Origin of the sequence: Micromonospora matsumotoense (assembly GCF_050951065.1) — a bacterium.
GTDB lineage: Bacteria > Actinomycetota > Actinomycetes > Mycobacteriales > Micromonosporaceae > Micromonospora > Micromonospora matsumotoensis.
This window is the reverse complement of the sequence record NZ_CP192025.1, coordinates 871,856-889,400: the sequence shown is the minus strand read 5'-3', so window position 1 is coordinate 889,400 and position 17,545 is coordinate 871,856. Positions and strand designations below refer to the sequence as shown.

The window sequence follows — 17,545 nt, the reverse complement described above, 5'->3', positions numbered from 1 at the left end:
GCTCGAATATCTGTGGGACAGCAGGTAGATCGCGGTCGGACGCCGTCATCTGCCCCCCACCTCCTACAACGCGTAACCGATTGGGCGGTCGCGAAATCGGCGTCGATCCGGGGCCGTCGTACCCGAATTGTCGCATTGGTCGCCCGGATCGACTGCCGGTCGGACAATTAGCCGACGACCCCGGGTGGGCGGTCGATTCCAGACCGTGACACGACGCCCCCGGACGCGCCCGGACATGCTGTCCGTCCCGTTCACCACTCAGGTTTACCCAGGAAGCCCGCAGGCACACGCGTCGCCCCGGAGAGCCGCCACGCACCCGGGCGGCCCGAGCACCGGCACACCGCGAGCTGTCACCGACGGTAGCTCCGCACCCCTCGCCTGGCGACCCCTACCGGTCCCGGCACGACGACGACGGCGACCCCTGCCGGCGTCGGTACGCGCCGGCGGGAGTCGCCGTGAAGTCACCCACCGTGTCCCGCCCGGGCGGGGTGAGGGTCAGAAGCGGTCGCTCGGGCGGTACGTCCCCCAGACCTGGCGCAGCAGCCCGCAGACCTCGCCCACCGTGGCCCTGGCCCGCAGCGCCTCCTTCATCGGGTAGAGCACGTTGTCGTCACCCTCGGCGGCGGCCCGCAACTCGGCGAGGGCCCGGTCGACCGCGTCGGCGTCCCGCTCGGCCCGCAGCTTGGCCAGCCGCTCCGCCTGGGTCGCCTCGATCGTCGGGTCCACCCGCAGCGGCTCGTACGGCTCCTCGGTGTCGATCTGGAACCGGTTCAGCCCGACCACCACCCGCTCACCCGCGTCGATCTGCTGGGCGAACCGGTAGGCCGACTGCTCGATCTCCCGCTTCTGGAACCCGGCCTCGATCGCGTCCACCGCCGAACCGTGGTCGAAGACCCGGTCCATCAGGTCGTTCGCCGCCGCCTCGATCTCGGCGGTCATCGCCTCCACCACGTACGACCCGGCGAACGGGTCGACGGTGGCGGTCAGGTCCGTCTCGTACGCCAGCACCTGCTGGGTGCGCAGCGCCAGCCGGGCGGCCTTCTCGGTGGGCAGCGCGATCGCCTCGTCGAAGCTGTTGGTGTGCAGCGACTGGGTGCCGCCGAGCACCGCGCCGAGCCCCTGGATGGCGACCCGGACCAGGTTCACCTCGGGTTGCTGGGCGGTGAGCTGCACCCCGGCCGTCTGGGTGTGGAAGCGCAGCATCATCGACTTCGGGTCCTTCGCGCCGAAGTCGTCACGCAGCAGCCGGGCCCAGATCCGCCGGGCGGCGCGGAACTTCGCGACCTCCTCCAGCAGGGTCGTGCGGGCGACGAAGAAGAACGACAGCCGGGGGGCGAAGTCGTCCACCGCCAGCCCGGCGGCCAGCGCCGCCCGGACGTACTCCACCCCGTTGGCCAGGGTGAACGCGATCTCCTGCGCGGGCGTCGCGCCGGCCTCCGCCATGTGGTAGCCGGAAATGGAAATGGTGTTCCACTTCGGCACCTCCTTGCGGCAGTACGCGAAGGTGTCGGCGACCAGCCGCAGCGACGGCTTCGGCGGGAAGATGTACGTCCCCCGGGCGATGTACTCCTTGAGGATGTCGTTCTGGATGGTGCCGTTGAGCGCCGAGCCGGACAGGCCGTTCTCCTCGGCGACGAGCTGGTAGAGCAGCAGCAGCACCGAGCCGGGGGCGTTGATGGTCATGGAGGTGGAGACCTTGTCCAGCGGGATGCCGGCGAAGAGCAGCCGCATGTCCTCGATCGAGTCGATCGCCACCCCGACCTTGCCCACCTCGCCGCTCGCGATGGCGTCGTCCGAGTCGTAACCCATCTGGGTGGGCAGGTCGAAGGCGACCGAGAGGCCCATGGTGCCGGCCCGCAGCAGTTGGTGGTAGCGCGCGTTGGACTCGGTGGCGGTGCCGAAGCCGGCGTACTGCCGCATCGTCCACGGCCGGGAGGTGTACATCGTCGGGTAGACCCCCCGGGCGTACGGGAACTGGCCCGGCTCGCCGAGCCGGGAATCCAGCTCCGGGGGGAGGTCCGCAGCCGTGTAGACACCCTTGATGGGGAACCCCGACTCGCTGGCCCGCGCTTCGCTCATCCACGGATGGTAGGACGCGAGGGGGCACCGGTGGGGTGAGGGATGGCGCACATCTCGGTTCGGCATCGGTCGACGGCAGGTGAACGGCCAGGTACACACCGTTCGGCTTGGCGGTCGGTACCGTCGGGTAGGACAAAGGTCCGCCGCGTCGGGTTTCGCATCGGGCGTCGGAACCAGCAAGATAGAGGCGTTGTGTCCCAGCCCCCTCGACTTTCCCGGTGGCTTTTCTGTGACTCAGATCCCGACGTGGAGCGGCGGACCAGTGAGTCCCCCCAACGGACGCGCGGCGCCCGGCACCACCATCGGTGGCCGGTACTCGCTGCGCTCCTCGGTGGGCAACGGCGGCATGGGCACGGTCTGGCGCGCGACAGACACCCTGCTGCGGCGCGACGTGGCGGTCAAGGAGGTCGTCCTGCCGCCCGGGTTGGCCCCCAGCGACCGGGACGCGATGTATGAACGCACCCTGCGCGAGGCCCGCGCCGCCGCCGCGATCCAGCACCCGGCCGTGGTCCAGGTGTACGACGTGGTCACCGAGGGTGGCCGCCCGTGGATCGTGATGGAGCTGCTGGACGCCCGCAGCCTCGCCGACATGGTGATCGAGGACGGCCCGGTGGCCGGGCGCGCGGTCGCCAAGATCGGCATCGCGCTGCTCGGCGCGCTGGAGGTGGCGCACGCCAACGGGGTGCTGCACCGCGACGTCAAGCCGGCGAACGTGCTGATCTGCACCGACGGCCGCTGCGTGCTGACCGACTTCGGGGTGGCCCGGATGCCCACCGACGTCCAGCTCACCACCCCCGGGATGGTGCTCGGCTCGCCGCACTTCATCTCCCCCGAGCGCGCCATGGGGCAGGATTTCGGCCCACCCAGCGACCTGTTCTCGCTCGGCGTGACGCTCTACACGGCCGTCGAGGGGCGTCCCCCGTTCGACAAGGGCGACCCGATCGAGACCATGCACGCGGTGGTCGAGGACCCACCGGCCACCCCGCAGCGCAGCGGCCCACTGACCCGGGTGCTGATGGGTCTGCTGGAAAAGGACCCGGCCCGCCGGCTGGACGTGCACACCGCCCGGGCGATGCTGCGCGAACTGCTCGCCGGCCCGCTGACCAGCACGGCGACCGCGGTCAACTCGGTCACCGACCCGTACGCGGTGGTGCCGGCGCAGCGCCCGTCGGCACCACCGGCCATCGCCGCGCCGCCGGCCGAGCCGAAGCCGAGCGGGCAGATCGGCGGCCGGGCGATGCTGGCCGCCGGCGAGTCGCTGACCGATCGGCTGGCGAAGCTGCGCCGGGGTGAACGCCCCAAGCCGGTGGTGACCTCCGCCGCCGCCCTCGACGACACCAGCGCCGACGCGCTCGCCGGCCCGCTGCACACCCCGACCGGCGCGATGTCGGCGCCGGGCGGGCCCACCGCCGGTGCGTTGCCGACCGGCCCGACCGCCGGGACGTACGGCAGGACCGAGGCCACCCAGCGGATCACCCCGGGCGCCGCCCCGGAGGCCACCCAGCGCATCGGTGGCGGCACCGCCGACGCCACCCAGCGCATCGGTGGGCACCCGGACGCCACCCAGCGGATCGGCGGGGGCACCGAGACCGGCCGGGCCGGTTACGGGGCCGCGGAGCCCACCCAGGCCATCTACGGCGGCGGCGGGAGCCCCGAGCCGACCCAGGCGGTGTACGGCGGGCAGTGGTCCATCCCCGGCACCGGCCAGTCCTGGACGTCGCCGCCCCCGCCGCCGGGCGGGGCCGAGGGTGGCGCGCTCGGCCGGGCGAAGGGTGCCGGCGGTCGACTCGTCGGCACGGTCAAGGGCTGGCCCCGCAAGCTCCAGCTCGCGGCGGCCGGCGGCCTGGCGGTGGTGCTGCTGATCGGCGCGGTGGCGCTGTTCGGCGGCGACGACCCGGAGTCGACCCCTCCCCCACAGGCCGGCCCGAGCGCACCGGCTGCCGGTGGCGGCGAGCTGCCGCCGATGCAGGAGCACAGCGCCCGGGGCATCCGGGTGAACGTGCCGAAGGGCTGGCAGAAAGCGACTGGCGGGGTCTACATCGACTACGTCGACCCGCAGGACAAGGGGCGCAAGGTGCGCATCCTCACCGAGAAGTTCAGTGGCTCCTCGAGCCGTTGGGCCGAGGTGGCGGAGAACGGTCTGCAAAACCGGACGAGTTCCTGCGCCAAGCCCTACGAGCAGTTGGCGATGGGCGAGAAGAACCTGGCCGGCAAGTCGGCCGCCGAGTTCGAGTACACCTGCGGCGACGGCGGCGACAAGCGGCACGGGGTGTGGCGCGGGGTGGTGCACGAGGGAAAGGTCTACTCGTTCTATCTGACCGCCAACGATGCCAAGTTCACCGAGAGCAAGCCGATCTTCGACGAGATGGTCAAGTCGTTCCAGCTCACCGGGGCCAGCTGAGCCGGATCGTGCGGCGGGCCGGGCCGGGCCGCACCACGCGGTGATCCGGGTCGAGCGGACGCGGTGATCCGCCGTCGTGCTATCAAGAGGCAATGGCGGCGGAAAGCACTGACCTCGACCGGATTCGCGACCAGGCTCGACGCTGGCTCGACGACGACCCCGACCCGGCCAGCCGGGACGAGCTGCGGGCCGTGCTCGACCGGCTGCCGGCCAGCGCGCCGGAGCTGGCCGACCGGTTCGCCGGTCCGCTGACCTTCGGCACGGCCGGGCTGCGCGGCCCGCTGCGCGCCGGGCCGAACGGCATGAACCTCGCGGTGGTCACCCAGGCGGCGGCCGGGCTGGTCGGCTGGCTCGCCGCCGAGGGCGGCGAAGGTCCGCTGGTCATCGGGTACGACGCCCGGCACGGTTCCCGGGAGTTCGCCGAGCGCACCGCCCAGGTCGCCACCGGTGCGGGTCGGCCGGCGCTGCTGCTGCCCCGGCCGCTACCCACCCCCGTGCTGGCGTACGCGGTGCGCAAACTGGGCGGGGTGGCCGGGGTGATGGTGACAGCCAGCCACAACCCGCCGCAGGACAACGGCTACAAGGTCTACCTGGGTGCCCAGCTCGGTGGGGCGCTCGGCGCGGGCGCGCAGATCGTGCCGCCCGCCGACGCCGGCATCGAGGCGGCCATCCGGGCGGTCGGCCCGCTGGCGCAGGTGCCGTTGGGCCCACCCGGTCAGGTGCTCGGCGACGACCTGGTCGCCGCGTACGTGGAGCGGGCCGTCGCGGTGATCGCCCCGGGCGGACCGCGTGACCTGCGGGTGGCGTACACCCCGTTGCACGGGGTGGGTGCGGCGGTACTGACCGCGACCTTCGCCCGGGCGGGTTTCCCGACCCCCGGGGTGGTGCCCGACCAGGCGGAGCCGGACCCGGCCTTCCCCACCGTCAGCTTCCCCAACCCGGAGGAACCCGGCGCGGTGGACCGGTTGGTGGCCCTCGCCGACGCCACCGACGCCGACCTGGCGATCGCCAACGACCCGGACGCCGACCGCTGCGCGGTGGTGGTACGCGAGCCGTCGGTCCCGCAGGAGCCCGCGCCCTCGGCGGCTCCGGTGCCGGCCGGCGGCCCGGAGTCGGCGGGCAGCGCGGCGTCGGCGGGCAGCGCGGGATCGGCGGGCAGCGCGGGATCGGCGGGCGGGGCGGCGTCGGCGGACGGGGCGGGGTCGGCGGGCGGGGCGGGGTGGCGGATGTTGCGCGGGGACGAGGTGGGGGTACTGCTCGCCGACCACCTGATGCGGCGCGGCGTCGACGGCCTGTACGCGACCACGATCGTGTCGTCGTCCCTGCTCCGGGCGATGTGCGCGGCCCGGGGCCGGGCCTACGACGAGACGTTGACCGGGTTCAAGTGGATCGTCCGGGCCGGGGGTGGGACGCCTCCCCTGGCGTACGGCTATGAGGAGGCGCTGGGCTACTGCGTGGCCCCCGGGCACGTGCGGGACAAGGACGGCATCACCGCCGCGCTGACCGTCGCCGAGCTGGCCGCCGGGTTGAAGGCGCAGGGGCGCACCCTGACCGACCGGCTGGACGAGTTGGCCGCCGAGTTCGGCGTGCACCACACCGACCAGTTGTCGGTCCGGGTGGACGACCTGCGGATCATCGCCGACGCGATGGCCCGGGTCCGGGCGGCCACCCCGACCACGCTGCTCGGTGCGCCGGTCACCGAGGCGCAGGATCTGCTGCCCGCCGCCGACGTGGTGATCCTGCGTACCGCCGCCGCCCGGGTGGTGATCCGCCCCTCGGGCACCGAGCCGAAGCTCAAGGCGTACCTGGAGGTGGTGGAGCCGGTCGCGGACGGGGACGTGCCGGCGGCCCGGACGCGTGCGGCGGCCACGCTCACCGCGCTGCGCACCGAGATCGCCGCCGCCCTCGGCATCTGACACCGCCCCGCCGCGTCTCCAGCCGTACGCCCTGCCGCGTGTTCAGCCGCGTGTTCAGCCGCGCGCTTCGCCGCGTGTAGCGCATGATCAACTCAGAATGGCCGATTTAGCGGTATCCGAGCGGGGTGGATACCGCTAAATCGGCGATATTGTGCGGCCTCACCCACCGAATCGGCCGACCGCGATATGCGCTCTCGGCCGGGATGCGGCGCACCCTGCCGCACGATCAACTCAATGTCGCCCATATAGCGGTATCCGAGCCTTGGGATACCGCTATATGGGCGACATGGCGCAACTCTGCCCCCGATTTCCGCGCGCGACCCGAGGAGGGGTGATGGGGGCTCGATTCGGCCCGGCCCGCCGACCCGGGAACCAGAAGCGCGATCCACCTCGGGTTCGGTGGGCAGCCAGCGGGGGCCGGCGGGGCGATCATGCTCGGGAACGGCAACCGGCCGCCCGGGACCGGCACCAATCTCACCCCGTGTCATCTCTTGCCCACAGAGCGCTCGCGCGATTAGCATCAGCGCATCGCTCTCGCCATTTACCTGACGTCACCGGTATGCATTCCCACTGATGTCGCATCGGCGGCGGCCCGTTGTTTCATTCAGGACGGAAAGGTGTTGCACGGTGCGTGAAACACACAGTTCGACCGTGCCCCGACGGCAGCTCGGCAGACTGCTCACCCAACTCCGGGAGGACGCCCACCTCAGCATCGACGCGGCGGCCGGCGAGCTGGACTGCTCCCGGCAGAAGCTCTGGCGGATCGAGCGGGGCCTGACCTCGGCCAAGACACCGGACGTCCGGGTGCTCTGCGAGCTGTATCAGGCCACCCCCGACCAGGCGAGCGTGCTGCTCGGGCTCGCCGAGGTGAGCCGGGCCGAGGGGTGGTGGCACGCGCACGGCAGCGCCGTGCCCTCCTGGTTCTCGCCCTACGTCGGCCTGGAAAACGTCGCCAGCAGCATTCGTCACTACAACGCCGAGCTGGTGCCGGGGCTGTTGCAGACCCCCGGCTACGCCACCGCGCTCTTCCAGCACAACCGGCCCGAGCTGGGCGAGGAGGAGCGGAAAAGGGCAGTGAGCTTCCGGATCCAGCGGCAGGGGCTGCTGGCCCGGCGACTGCCGCCGGCCCCCGCGCTGACGGTGGTCCTCAGCGAGGCGGTGTTGCGCCGTCCGGTGCCGGGCCGGTCGGTGATGGCCGACCAACTCCGGCACCTGCTGGCCGTCGGCGAGCGGCACAACATCACCGTCCGGGTGCTACCGCTGGCCGCCGGGCCGCCGCTGGCCGCCGAGGCCGGCACCTTCGTGCTGCTCGACTTCCCGCCCTCGGTGCTCGGCAGCCCGAGCGAGCCGCCGACCGTCTACGTCGAAGGGCTCACCGGCGCGCTCTACCTCGACCAGCCGGCCGAGATCGCCGCCTACGAGCGCGTCTGGCAGGGGCTGGATTCCCTCGCCCTCGACGCGCAACAATCGACGGAGCTGATCGACGCGATCCGGGGAGAGTGCCATGAGTGACCTGACCGACGCCCGCTGGCGCACCAGCACCCGCAGCGGCACCAACGGCGGCGACTGCGTCGAGGTGGCCGACAACCTCGCCGGCATCGTCGGCATCCGGGACAGCAAGGACCCGACCGGGCCGGCCCTCACCGTCGCACCCACCGCCTGGTCCGCCTTCGTCACCGACATCAAGGCCCACCGACTCACCCGCTGACCGAGCGACAATCGACCGCCTGCCGGCCCGACCCCGTCAGACCGGCAGCACGAGCGGCACGAGCGGACCGAGCGGCACGAGCGGCACGAGCGGACCGAGCGGCACGAGCGGACCGAGCGGCACGAGCGGACCGGCAGCACGCCCGGTGACGCCTCAGACGCGCTTGCCGAGCGCGTGGTCGACGGCCTGGCCCAGAGCGGTGACGACCAGGGCCACCGAGGGCCGGACCACCGACTCCTCCAGGCTGATGGTGCCGGAGAAACCGGCCCCACCGGCGATCTCCTCCATCCGGCGGCGGGCATCCTGCGCGGCGGTGCCGTCCAGGCCGAGCGCCGGCTCCATCCGCAGCACCGCCACCAGGGTGGCCAGCGCCGCCGTCCGCTCATCGGGGAGCTGCTCGCCGGCCAGCGCCTCGGCCAGTCGCCGCCGACTGTCCTGCTCCACCGACGGGTCCGTGGTCGGGTAGCGGTGCACCACGATGAAGCCCAGCTCGGTCTCTTCCACATCGCGCACCACGCCCCGCTCGACCAGGTCGCCGAGGATGCGGTCGCGCAGGCCGTGCCGCAGCCGCTGCACCCAGGAGGACGGGCTGTGCGGGGTGTCGGCGGCCATCCGGCCCAGCACACCGTCCAGGATCGGCTCGCCGACCGGCGTCGGGTCGGTCACCGCCAGGTTCCCATCGACGTACGCGATCCGGCCGGCAAGGGCCAGCTCGACCAGGACGGCGGCGGCCATCCCCAGGTCGAGGCTGATCCGGGGCATGGTCGCCTTGCCGGACTCATCGTCATACGCGAGGAGCAACAACTCCTCGGCCACCGCAACACCAGTCATGGCCCGAGACGGTAGCGCCTGAACGCACCCCGCGCTCCCCGACTCGCTCTCCGTGGGAAGCCAACCCCGACGGCCGGTGCGACCGCTCCCCCGCGACGTGCCGACCACCCGCCCCCTCAGCCCGGTGACACCAGAGCTGGGCGGGTCAGAAGCGGAGCATGCCACCGCAAGCTAAGCGGGTCGAGAACGGGGCATACCACCGCAAGCTGAGCAGGTCAGAAGCGGGGCATGCCGGCCGGAAGCTGGGTGGGTCAGAAACGGGGCATGCCGCCGAACTGGCGGTCACCGGCGTCACCGAGGCCCGGCACGATGAACATGTTGTCGTTCAGCCCCTCGTCGATCGACGCGGTGACCAGTCGCAGCGGGAGCCCCGACCGCTCCAGCCGGGCGATGCCGACCGGCGCGGCGAGCACGCAGAGCACGGTGATGTCGGTGCAGCCCCGGTCGGCGAGCAGCCGGCAGCAGTGCTCCAGCGAACCGCCGGTGGCCAGCATCGGGTCCAGCACCAGCACCGGCAGCCCGGACAACTCCCGGGGCAGCGACTCCATGTAGGCGCGCGGCTCGTACGTCTCCTCGTCGCGGGCCAGGCCGACGAAGCCCATCGACGACTCCGGCAGCAGCCCGAGCGCCGCGTCGGCCATCCCGAGGCCGGCCCGCAGCACCGGCACCAGCAGCGGCGGGTTCGCCAACCGGGTGCCCTCGGCCCCGGTGACCGGGGTCTGCACCGGGTACTTCTCGACCGGGAAGGTGCGCGCGGCCTCGTACACCAGCATGGTGGTGAGTTCGTGCAGCGCGGCCCGGAACGACGACGAGTCGGTCCGGGCGTCCCGCATGGCGGTCAGCCGGGACTGGGCGAGCGGGTGGTCAATGACGTGTACGTCCACGATCGCTCAACCTACCGGTCCGGGCCCGCCGGCAGTACGGGTGCGCGGTCGGGCGGCGACGCGGCTCACCCGCGCCCCGTCGCGCCGGACCGCCCCGCCCGCAGCCGGCCGTGGCGTCCCCGCCCACCCACGCCCACCGAGCCGGCGGCGACGCCCGGACGGCCGGCCGACCCCCGACCCGGGGCGCTGTGACCAGGATCACCCGACGTGCGGCTGCGTAGTATTCGGGGCATGACGGCGACAACGACGTCGGCCCGGTCGGACCTGTCCGAGCTGGGGCGATCCGAGACCGCGTTGCGGACCTTCCTGCACGGCCTGCCCGGGGTGGACCAGGTCGGCGCGGAGCAGCGGGCGGCACAGCTCGGCACCCGCTCGATCAAGACCACCGCCAAGGCCGAGGCGATCGACCTGGCCATCCGGATGGTCGACCTGACCACCCTGGAGGGGGCCGACACCCCGGGCAAGGTGCGCGCCCTGGCCGCCAAGGCGCTGCGCCCGGACCCGGCCGACCCGACCTGCCCGCACGTCGGCGCGGTCTGCGTCTACCCGGCGATGGTGCCGCACGTGGCCGAGGTGCTGCGCGGCAGCGCCGTGCACCTGGCCAGCGTGGCGACCGCGTTCCCGTCCGGGCAGGCGCCGCTGGACGTCAAGCTCGCCGACACCCGGGCGGCCGTCGCCGCCGGGGCCGACGAGATCGACATGGTGATCAACCGGGGCGCGTTCCTGGCCGGGCGGTACACCGAGGTCTACGACGAGATCGTGGCGACCAAGGAGGCCTGCGGGGACGCCCACCTCAAGGTGATCCTGGAGACCGGCGAGCTGGCCACCTACGACAACGTCCGGCGGGCCTCCTGGCTGGGGATGCTGGCCGGCGGCGACTTCATCAAGACCTCCACCGGCAAGGTCCCGGTCGCCGCGACCCTGCCGGTGACCCTGGTGATGCTGGAGGCGGTCCGCGACTTCCGGGCCGCCACCGGGCGGCAGGTCGGCGTCAAGCCGGCCGGCGGGATCAAGAACACCAAGGACGCGATCAAGTACCTGGTGCTGGTCAACGAGACCGTCGGCGCCGACTGGCTGAGCCCGGACTGGTTCCGGTTCGGCGCGTCCAGCCTGCTCAACGACCTGCTCATGCAGCGCACCAAGCTGACGACCGGCATCTACTCCGGTCCCGACTACTTCACCCTGGACTGAGCATGATGTTCGAATACGCCCCTGCGCCCGAGTCGCGCGCGATCGTCGACATCAGGTCGTCCTACGGTCTGTTCATCGACGGCAAGTTCGTCGACGGCGAAAATCTCGACAAGACGGTCAACCCGGCCACCGAAGAGGTGCTCGCCGAGGTCACCTGGGCCGGCACACAGGACGTCGACCGGGCGGTCCGCGCCGCCCGCAAGGCGTACGACAAGGTCTGGGGTCCGATGCCGGGCCGGGACCGGGCCAAGTACCTGTACCGGATCGCCCGGCTCGTCCAGGAACGCTCCCGCGAGCTGGCGGTGCTGGAGTCGCTGGACAACGGCAAGCCGATCCGGGAGTCCCGGGACGTCGACCTGCCGCTGGTCGCCGCGCACTTCTTCTACTACGCCGGCTGGGCCGACAAGCTCCCGTACGCGGGCTTCGGCGCGGACCCGCAGCCGCTCGGGGTGGCCGCCCAGGTCATCCCGTGGAACTTCCCGCTGCTCATGCTCGCCTGGAAGGTCGCCCCGGCGCTCGCCGCCGGCAACACGGTGGTGCTCAAACCCGCCGAGACCACCCCGCTGACCGCGCTGCTGTTCGCCGAGATCTGCCAGCAGGCCGACCTGCCGGCCGGCGTGGTCAACATCGTCACCGGCGCGGGCGACACCGGCCGGGCGCTGGTGGAGCACCCGGGCGTGGACAAGGTCGCGTTCACCGGCTCCACCGGGGTCGGCAAGGCCATCGCCCGGTCGGTGGCCGGCACCCGTAAGAAGGTCACCCTGGAGCTGGGCGGCAAGGCCGCCAACATCGTCTATGACGACGCGCCGATCGACCAGGCCGTCGAGGGGATCGTCAACGGCATCTTCTTCAACCAGGGCCACGTCTGCTGCGCCGGCTCCCGGCTGCTGGTCCAGGAGAACGTCGCCGAGCAGGTGCTCGACGCGCTCAAGCGGCGGATGGCGCTGCTGCGGGTCGGTGACCCGCTGGACAAGAACACCGACGTCGGGGCGATCAACTCGGCCGCCCAGCTGGCCCGCATCCGGGAGCTGTCCGACGCCGGGGCGGCCGAGGGCGCGCAGCGCTGGTCGCCGCCGTGCGAGCTGCCCGAGCGGGGGTTCTGGTTCGCGCCGACGATCTTCACCGGGGTCACCCAGGCGCACCGGGTCGCCCGCGAGGAGATCTTCGGCCCGGTGCTGTCGGTGCTGACCTTCCGCACCCCGGCCGAGGCCGTGGAGAAGGCCAACAACACGCCGTACGGGCTGTCGGCGGGGATCTGGACCGACAAGGGCTCGCGCATCCTGTGGACCGCCGACCGGCTGCGCGCCGGGGTGGTCTGGGCCAACACGTTCAACAAGTTCGACCCGACCTCGCCGTTCGGCGGCTACAAGGAGTCGGGCTACGGCCGCGAGGGTGGCCGGCACGGGCTGGAGGGGTACCTCAATGTCTGAGCGGGTCGCGGTACGCAAGACGTACAAGCTCTTCATCGGCGGGAAGTTCCCGCGCAGCGAGTCGGGACGGTCGTATCTCGTGCAGGACTCCAACGTGTCGTTGGCATCGCGCAAGGACGCGCGGGACGCCGTGGTCGCCGCGCGGGCCGCCGTCGAGGGGTGGGCCGGGGCGACCGCGTACAACCGGGGTCAGATCCTCTACCGGGTCGCGGAGATGCTGGAGGGCCGCCGCGACCAGTTCGTCGGGCTCGGCATCCCGGCCGACGAGGTGGACGCGGCGATCGACCGCTGGGTCTGGTACGCCGGCTGGGCCGACAAACTCCCCCAGGTGTACGGCGGCGCGAACCCGGTCGCCGGGCCGTACTTCAACCTGTCCACGCCCGAGCCGACCGGGGTGGTGGCCGTGGTGGCCCCCGAGTCCCCGGCGCTGCTCGGCCTGGTCAGCGTGGTCGCCCCGGCCGTCGTCACCGGCAACACGGTGGTGGTGGCGGCCTCCCCGTCGGCCCCGCTGGCGGCGGTGACCCTGGCCGAGGTGCTGGCCACCTCGGATCTGCCCGGCGGGGTGGTCAACCTGCTCACCGGCCGGATCACCGAGACCGTGCCGACGCTGGCCGCGCACCTGGACGTCAACGCGATCGACCTGGCCGGAGTGGTCGACACCGACCTGGCGGCCGATCTGGAGGGCCGGGCGGCGGAGAACCTCAAGCGGGTGCTCCGACCGCTGCCGGCCGACCACGACTGGGCGGGTGACCCGGGCCTGGCCCGGATGACCGCGCTGCTGGAGACCAAGACGGTCTGGCACCCCAAGGGGGTGTGACCGGCTCCGGCCCACCGCTGACCGCCGGCATCCCCGCGCCGACGGTCAGCGGTCCGGTCCGATCGTCAGCGGCCCACCGCCACCGCGACGACGACGCGGTCGGACGTGATCGGGGTGGGCGTCGCGCCGTTGGCCGCATTGATCCGGTAGACGGTGCGGGAAGACCCACCCGACTGGCACCCGAGATAGAAGAACGATGTGCTGTCGCGGGCCCAGGCGACCGGGTATCCGGTGCAGTAGTTGGCCGGCGTCAGGCTCCACAGCCGGCCACCGGCCGGCGAGTAGCCGTACACCCTGCCGAAGTCCGTCCCGACGGCGATCGTCGCGCCGTCCGGTGACCACGCGGCCGGGGTGAGGCCCTCGTCGCGGCCTGCGGTATAGAGGGTCTTCTTCCCGCTGCCGTTGGTGGCGCTCGTGTAGAGCGTCGCGGGCTGGGTGCGCGTGGTCATCGCCCACCGGTCGGTCGAGGGGTTCCAGGACGGCGGCCCGTCCCACCGGTTCGTGCTGACCCGGGTCGGGGTGCCACCACCGGCGGCGACGACGTAGATGCCGTCCGACGGGCAGGTGTAGTTACCGAAGCTGCTGCTGCGCGAGAAGCTGATGGTGGCGCCGTTCGGGGACCACACCGGGAACGTGTCGAAGGTGTCGACGCTGCACTTCGTGTCCTGGGAAGTGAGCTGACGGTCCTGTCCGGTCGCCACGTTGCGGACGAAGAGCGGCTTGCCCCGCCCGGAGGTGGTCCGTTGGATGACGACCTCGGTGCCGGCCGGGTTGACCGCCAGTCCCGTCACCCCGCCGGAGAAGGTGCCGCCGATCTGACGTTTCGCCCCGCCCCGGTCGTCGGTCTGCACCAGTCGCAGCGTGGTGTAGCAGTCACTGCTCATGCACTCGACGGCATAGAGGTGCTGCGGCAGCGGAGCCTGCGCGAGCGTCCGGCGGTAGCGCAGGATCGACGGGTTGCTCTGGTCGAAGCCGAGCGAGGGCAGGGCGATGCCGGCACCGGCGTCCAGGCCCCCGGTCAGCGTCCACCACGGTTCGGCCGCCGGGTTGGCCGACAGGCCGACGTTGACGTCGGCGGTCAGGTAGGGGCCGGCCACGCCGTACAGGAACAGTTCGAGCCGGGGGCCCACCCGGGCCGACAGTGACGCGCCACCGGACAGGGTGGGAGGCGCGTAGGTGAAGCTGCTGCTGGTCCGGGCGATCGGACGCAGACCGGTGGCCCCGGACCACGACAGCCCCAGCGTGCCCTCGGCGTGCTGGGTGGCACCGGCGGTGACCTGGGCACTGACCGTGCCGTCGGCAGACAGGTAGAACTGCAACTGCGGGGTGACCACCACCGGTACCGGCCCGACGCTGAACGTGATCGGCGTGAAGCGGATCGGCGCGGGCAGCAGCGACACCGGGCCGAGGTGGCAGCCGCTCGCCGCCTGCGCGGTGGCGGTCAGCGAGGCGTCCTGGGAGAGGGTGCCGGTGAAGGTCACCGACTGCACCGAGAACCAGCCCCACTCGACCGAGAGGTCGACCGACGGGCTGACGCTGATGCTTCCCACCACCTTGACCGACCCGCCGCCGGAGCAGCTCACCGTCCGGTCGATGCCCTGTCCCACCGGGCTGGTCGCCTCCCGGCCGGCGAGGCGTCGACGCAGCCGGTCCGGGGTCAGGGCGGGCGGTTCCGCTGCGGGTGACCGGTCGGCGGTGACGACGTCGTCGGCGGACAGCGGCGCGGACACCGCGAAGTGCCCGGCCCCGAACGCCTCCTGCAACGTCGCCGGTTCGGTGCTCAGCACCCGGTTGCCCTGGGCGTCGGTGGCCGTGTCGACGACCCTGACCAGCAGCCCGTCGGGCGTCGTCGGCCCGGTGCCGGCGGAGAGCACCTCGCCGGGTTGCGGGGTCACCGCCGTCGGGGCCAGCACCACCTGGCGGTCACCGCCGGGCGGGCCGGTCACCGCCCGGACGTCACCGGCGCGGACCGGACGGGTGCTGCTGGGCACCGCCGTGTCGCCGAGGAAGTAGCCGACCACGTCGACGACGACGTGGGTGGCCCCGGCCGAGTTGTGCACCAGCATGCCGCCATCGACACCGAGCGGGGCGACGGAGAGATTGGGCACGACGCCGCCGGGGGTGAAGTTGAGATCCGACGCGGTGGGTCGGGTGGTGACGGACGGGTAGACGGTGAGGAACCCGGCGCTCGTCGGCTGGACCGCCGTGACATTGGCGACCAACCCGGTGGGCGGCAGCGCTGCGGTGGCCGCCGGCAGACCGGCACGTCCCGCCACGGCGACCGGCAGCGAACTGCCGCCGGCCACCGGCCCCTTCGCGGCACCCAGCCCGGTGCGGGTGTCCACGATCCGGGTCGGCGGGACGCTGGCCAGGTAGGCCCCACCGACGGCGGGGTCCGAGCCGTCGCTGAACCAGCCGGTGACGTCGATGACGAGCGGGGTCGACCCGGCCCGGTTGTAGAAACTCACCTTGCCGTCGGTGCCGACGGGCACGATCACCCGGTTGGCGAGGACCTGTTTCGCCACGAAGTTCAGCGTCGAGGCGGTCGGCCTGGGCTGCCCCGCCGGATAGGCGGTCACGTAACCGGCGGCGTCGGCACCGGCCACCGTGGTGTTGAGCACCACCGCGGACACCCCGGCGGCCGGCACCCCGCCGGCCCCGGTGACCTGGACGTCGAGCCGACCGTCCGGGCCGGGGGTGGTGCCACCGGAGCCGGTGCGGGTGTCCACCAGCCGGGTGGGGCTCAGACCGTGGAACAGACCGGCGGCGGGTGAGGCGGTGCGCGCCGTGGAGAACCAGCCTGCGGCGTCGGCCACCAGGTGGGCCGCGGCGGACGAGTAGAGCACGACGGTGCCGTCCGCGCCGACCGGCACCACGACCAGGTTGGCCACCGTCTGCCCCCGGGCGTAGTTCACGTTCGAGGCCGTCGGCCGGGCCGTCCCGCCCGGGTACACCGTGACGAAGCCACCCCCGGTCGGCGCGGTGACCGTGACGTTCACCGCCACCGCCGCCGCTCCCGTGGCGGGGATGCCACCTCGGCCGGCCACGGCCAGGGTCACCTGTCGGGTCGCCCCGGCCGGTGCGCCCAGTCCGGAGCGGGTGTCCAGCAGCCGGGCCGGTGGTACGGCGACCAGTGAACCGCCCGGGGCGGTCAGGGTGACGGCGTTGCCGGCCCGGGTGGGTGCCGACTGCTCCGCCCCGGCCAGGGCCGTCACCTGGGCGACGTAGCCGGTGTTCGGGCGCACCCCGGCGAGCACCGCGTGGTCCGCGTCGGCCGGGAGGTCGAGGGAGAGCCCGGCGGGGACCGTGCTCACCCGGTAACCGGTGATACCGGTGCGGTCCGTGGGGGGCGTCCAGTCCACCCGCAGGGCCAGCCCGTCGGCCTCGGCCATGACGGACACGGGGCCGGACGGCACCCCGGCGGCGGACGCCGGCACGGCCGGGAACGCCCCGAGAACCGTCGCGGCGACGATGACGGCCAGCCGACGGACGTGTGCCTTCATGGGTGCCTCCTTCACAGACTGAAGATCGTTTACCAGTCGGGTCGGGCCGCCGACAGGGGACGGTCCGGCAACGGACAGCGCGGTGCCCGATCAGGTCCGAACGGCCCGGTCGGCGTCGATCGACCAGCGCCGCCGCCGGCCGGACGGATCACCCGACCCCACCCGACGGCCGACGGCCCGGTCGGCCCGGTCGGTCGAGCCGGCAGCCCAGCGGGCGGTCCGACGGCCGGTCGTACTACCGGGGGTAGGATTACCGGGTGACTCGGTTGGGTGATCTTGAGCGGGCGGTGATGGACGTGCTGTGGGACGTGGTCCCGGGCACGTCGGACGGGGTGACCGTGCGCGAGGTCGCCGAGGCGCTGGACGGGCGCGAGTTGGCGTACACGACGGTGATGACCGTGCTGGACCGGCTCGCCGGCAAGGGCATGGTGCAGCGGGAACGCGAGGGGCGGGCCTGGCGCTACCGGGCCGCCGCCAGCCGGGAGGCGCACATCGCCCGGCTCATGCTCGACGCCCTCGACCTCGGCGGCAGCCGGGACGCCGCGCTGGTGCGCTTCGCCCGTTCGGTGACCGGCACCGAGGCCGAGGTGCTGCGGGCCGCGCTCGGCGCGGAGGCGGGGCTGACCGGCCCCGCACCGGCCGGGCCCGACGCCGGTGCGACCGGCTCCGGGCCGGCGGGGCAGGACGCCCGGCCGACCGGCCGGCACGAGGCCGGGCTGACCGACCGGGTCGGGGACCCCCGCGCCGGCCGGGCCAGGGCCGCCGACGAGGCGACGGACCGGTAG

Annotated in this window: 11 protein-coding genes and 2 pseudogenes; 9 read left to right on the top strand and 4 right to left on the bottom strand. The window is 73.0% G+C overall.

The features are described 5' to 3' along the window. Nucleotides 1–495 precede the first annotated feature (495 nt). Nucleotides 496–2,079, bottom strand: coding sequence for an acyl-CoA mutase large subunit family protein (locus ACQP1S_RS04260; RefSeq protein ID WP_432903196.1), 1,584 nt, complete (start codon nt 2,077–2,079; stop codon nt 496–498). Between the two features lie 229 nt (nt 2,080–2,308). Between ACQP1S_RS04260 and ACQP1S_RS04255 the strand changes: the two genes are divergently transcribed. The 5 genes and pseudogenes from ACQP1S_RS04255 to ACQP1S_RS04235 all read left to right on the top strand — a co-directional run bounded on the left by ACQP1S_RS04255 (nt 2,309) and on the right by ACQP1S_RS04235 (nt 8,104). After that, entirely contained in the window at nt 2,309–4,480 is a 2,172-nt protein-coding gene (locus ACQP1S_RS04255; protein ID WP_432903193.1) for a protein kinase domain-containing protein, read from the top strand. A 92-nt stretch (nt 4,481–4,572) separates the two neighbouring features. Then, nucleotides 4,573–5,571, top strand: a pseudogene (locus ACQP1S_RS04250) (phospho-sugar mutase); the annotation flags it as partial. Between the two features lie 123 nt (nt 5,572–5,694). Further along, nucleotides 5,695–6,396, top strand: a pseudogene (locus ACQP1S_RS04245) (phospho-sugar mutase); the annotation flags it as partial. Nucleotides 6,397–7,023: 627 nt separating this feature from the next. Further along, entirely contained in the window at nt 7,024–7,908 is an 885-nt protein-coding gene (locus ACQP1S_RS04240) for a helix-turn-helix domain-containing protein (protein WP_245722805.1), read from the top strand. Further along, nucleotides 7,901–8,104 carry a DUF397 domain-containing protein gene (locus ACQP1S_RS04235; protein WP_432903189.1) on the top strand — a complete coding sequence of 68 codons (204 nt, stop codon included), beginning with the start codon at nt 7,901–7,903 and terminating at the stop codon, nt 8,102–8,104. The genes ACQP1S_RS04240 and ACQP1S_RS04235 overlap by 8 nt, the downstream gene beginning before the upstream one ends. A gap of 153 nt (nt 8,105–8,257) precedes the next feature. On the opposite strand, the gene ACQP1S_RS04230 is transcribed toward ACQP1S_RS04235, so the two are convergent. Beyond that, the gene (locus ACQP1S_RS04230; protein WP_091252730.1) at nt 8,258–8,935 is read right to left on the bottom strand and encodes a GOLPH3/VPS74 family protein; all 678 of its coding nucleotides are present in this window, start codon (nt 8,933–8,935) and stop codon (nt 8,258–8,260) included. Between the two features lie 251 nt (nt 8,936–9,186). Continuing rightward, nucleotides 9,187–9,819, bottom strand: a complete 633-nt coding sequence (gene upp, locus ACQP1S_RS04225) for a uracil phosphoribosyltransferase (RefSeq protein WP_357681238.1) — start codon at nt 9,817–9,819, stop codon at nt 9,187–9,189. 231 nt (nt 9,820–10,050) lie between these two features. Between upp and deoC the strand changes: the two genes are divergently transcribed. From deoC to ACQP1S_RS04210, 3 genes are read left to right on the top strand one after another with little or no spacing between them, the layout of a single operon-like run. Further along, entirely contained in the window at nt 10,051–11,010 is a 960-nt protein-coding gene (gene deoC / locus ACQP1S_RS04220) for a deoxyribose-phosphate aldolase (protein WP_091252735.1), read from the top strand. A 5-nt stretch (nt 11,011–11,015) separates the two neighbouring features. Beyond that, complete coding sequence (locus ACQP1S_RS04215) at nt 11,016–12,440, top strand: aldehyde dehydrogenase family protein (RefSeq protein ID WP_091252857.1); 1,425 nt, start codon at nt 11,016–11,018, stop codon at nt 12,438–12,440. Beyond that, entirely contained in the window at nt 12,433–13,257 is an 825-nt protein-coding gene (locus tag ACQP1S_RS04210) for an aldehyde dehydrogenase family protein (RefSeq protein WP_432903184.1), read from the top strand. The genes ACQP1S_RS04215 and ACQP1S_RS04210 overlap by 8 nt, the downstream gene beginning before the upstream one ends. 65 nt (nt 13,258–13,322) lie before the next feature. Here ACQP1S_RS04210 and ACQP1S_RS04205 read toward each other — a convergent pair whose 3' ends face one another. After that, nucleotides 13,323–16,760 (bottom strand): fibronectin type III domain-containing protein, encoded by a 3,438-nt coding sequence (locus ACQP1S_RS04205; RefSeq protein WP_432903181.1) that lies wholly within the window; start codon nt 16,758–16,760, stop codon nt 13,323–13,325. A 257-nt stretch (nt 16,761–17,017) separates the two neighbouring features. Between ACQP1S_RS04205 and ACQP1S_RS04200 the strand changes: the two genes are divergently transcribed. Further along, nucleotides 17,018–17,545, top strand: coding sequence for a BlaI/MecI/CopY family transcriptional regulator (locus tag ACQP1S_RS04200; RefSeq protein WP_091252744.1), 528 nt, complete (start codon nt 17,018–17,020; stop codon nt 17,543–17,545).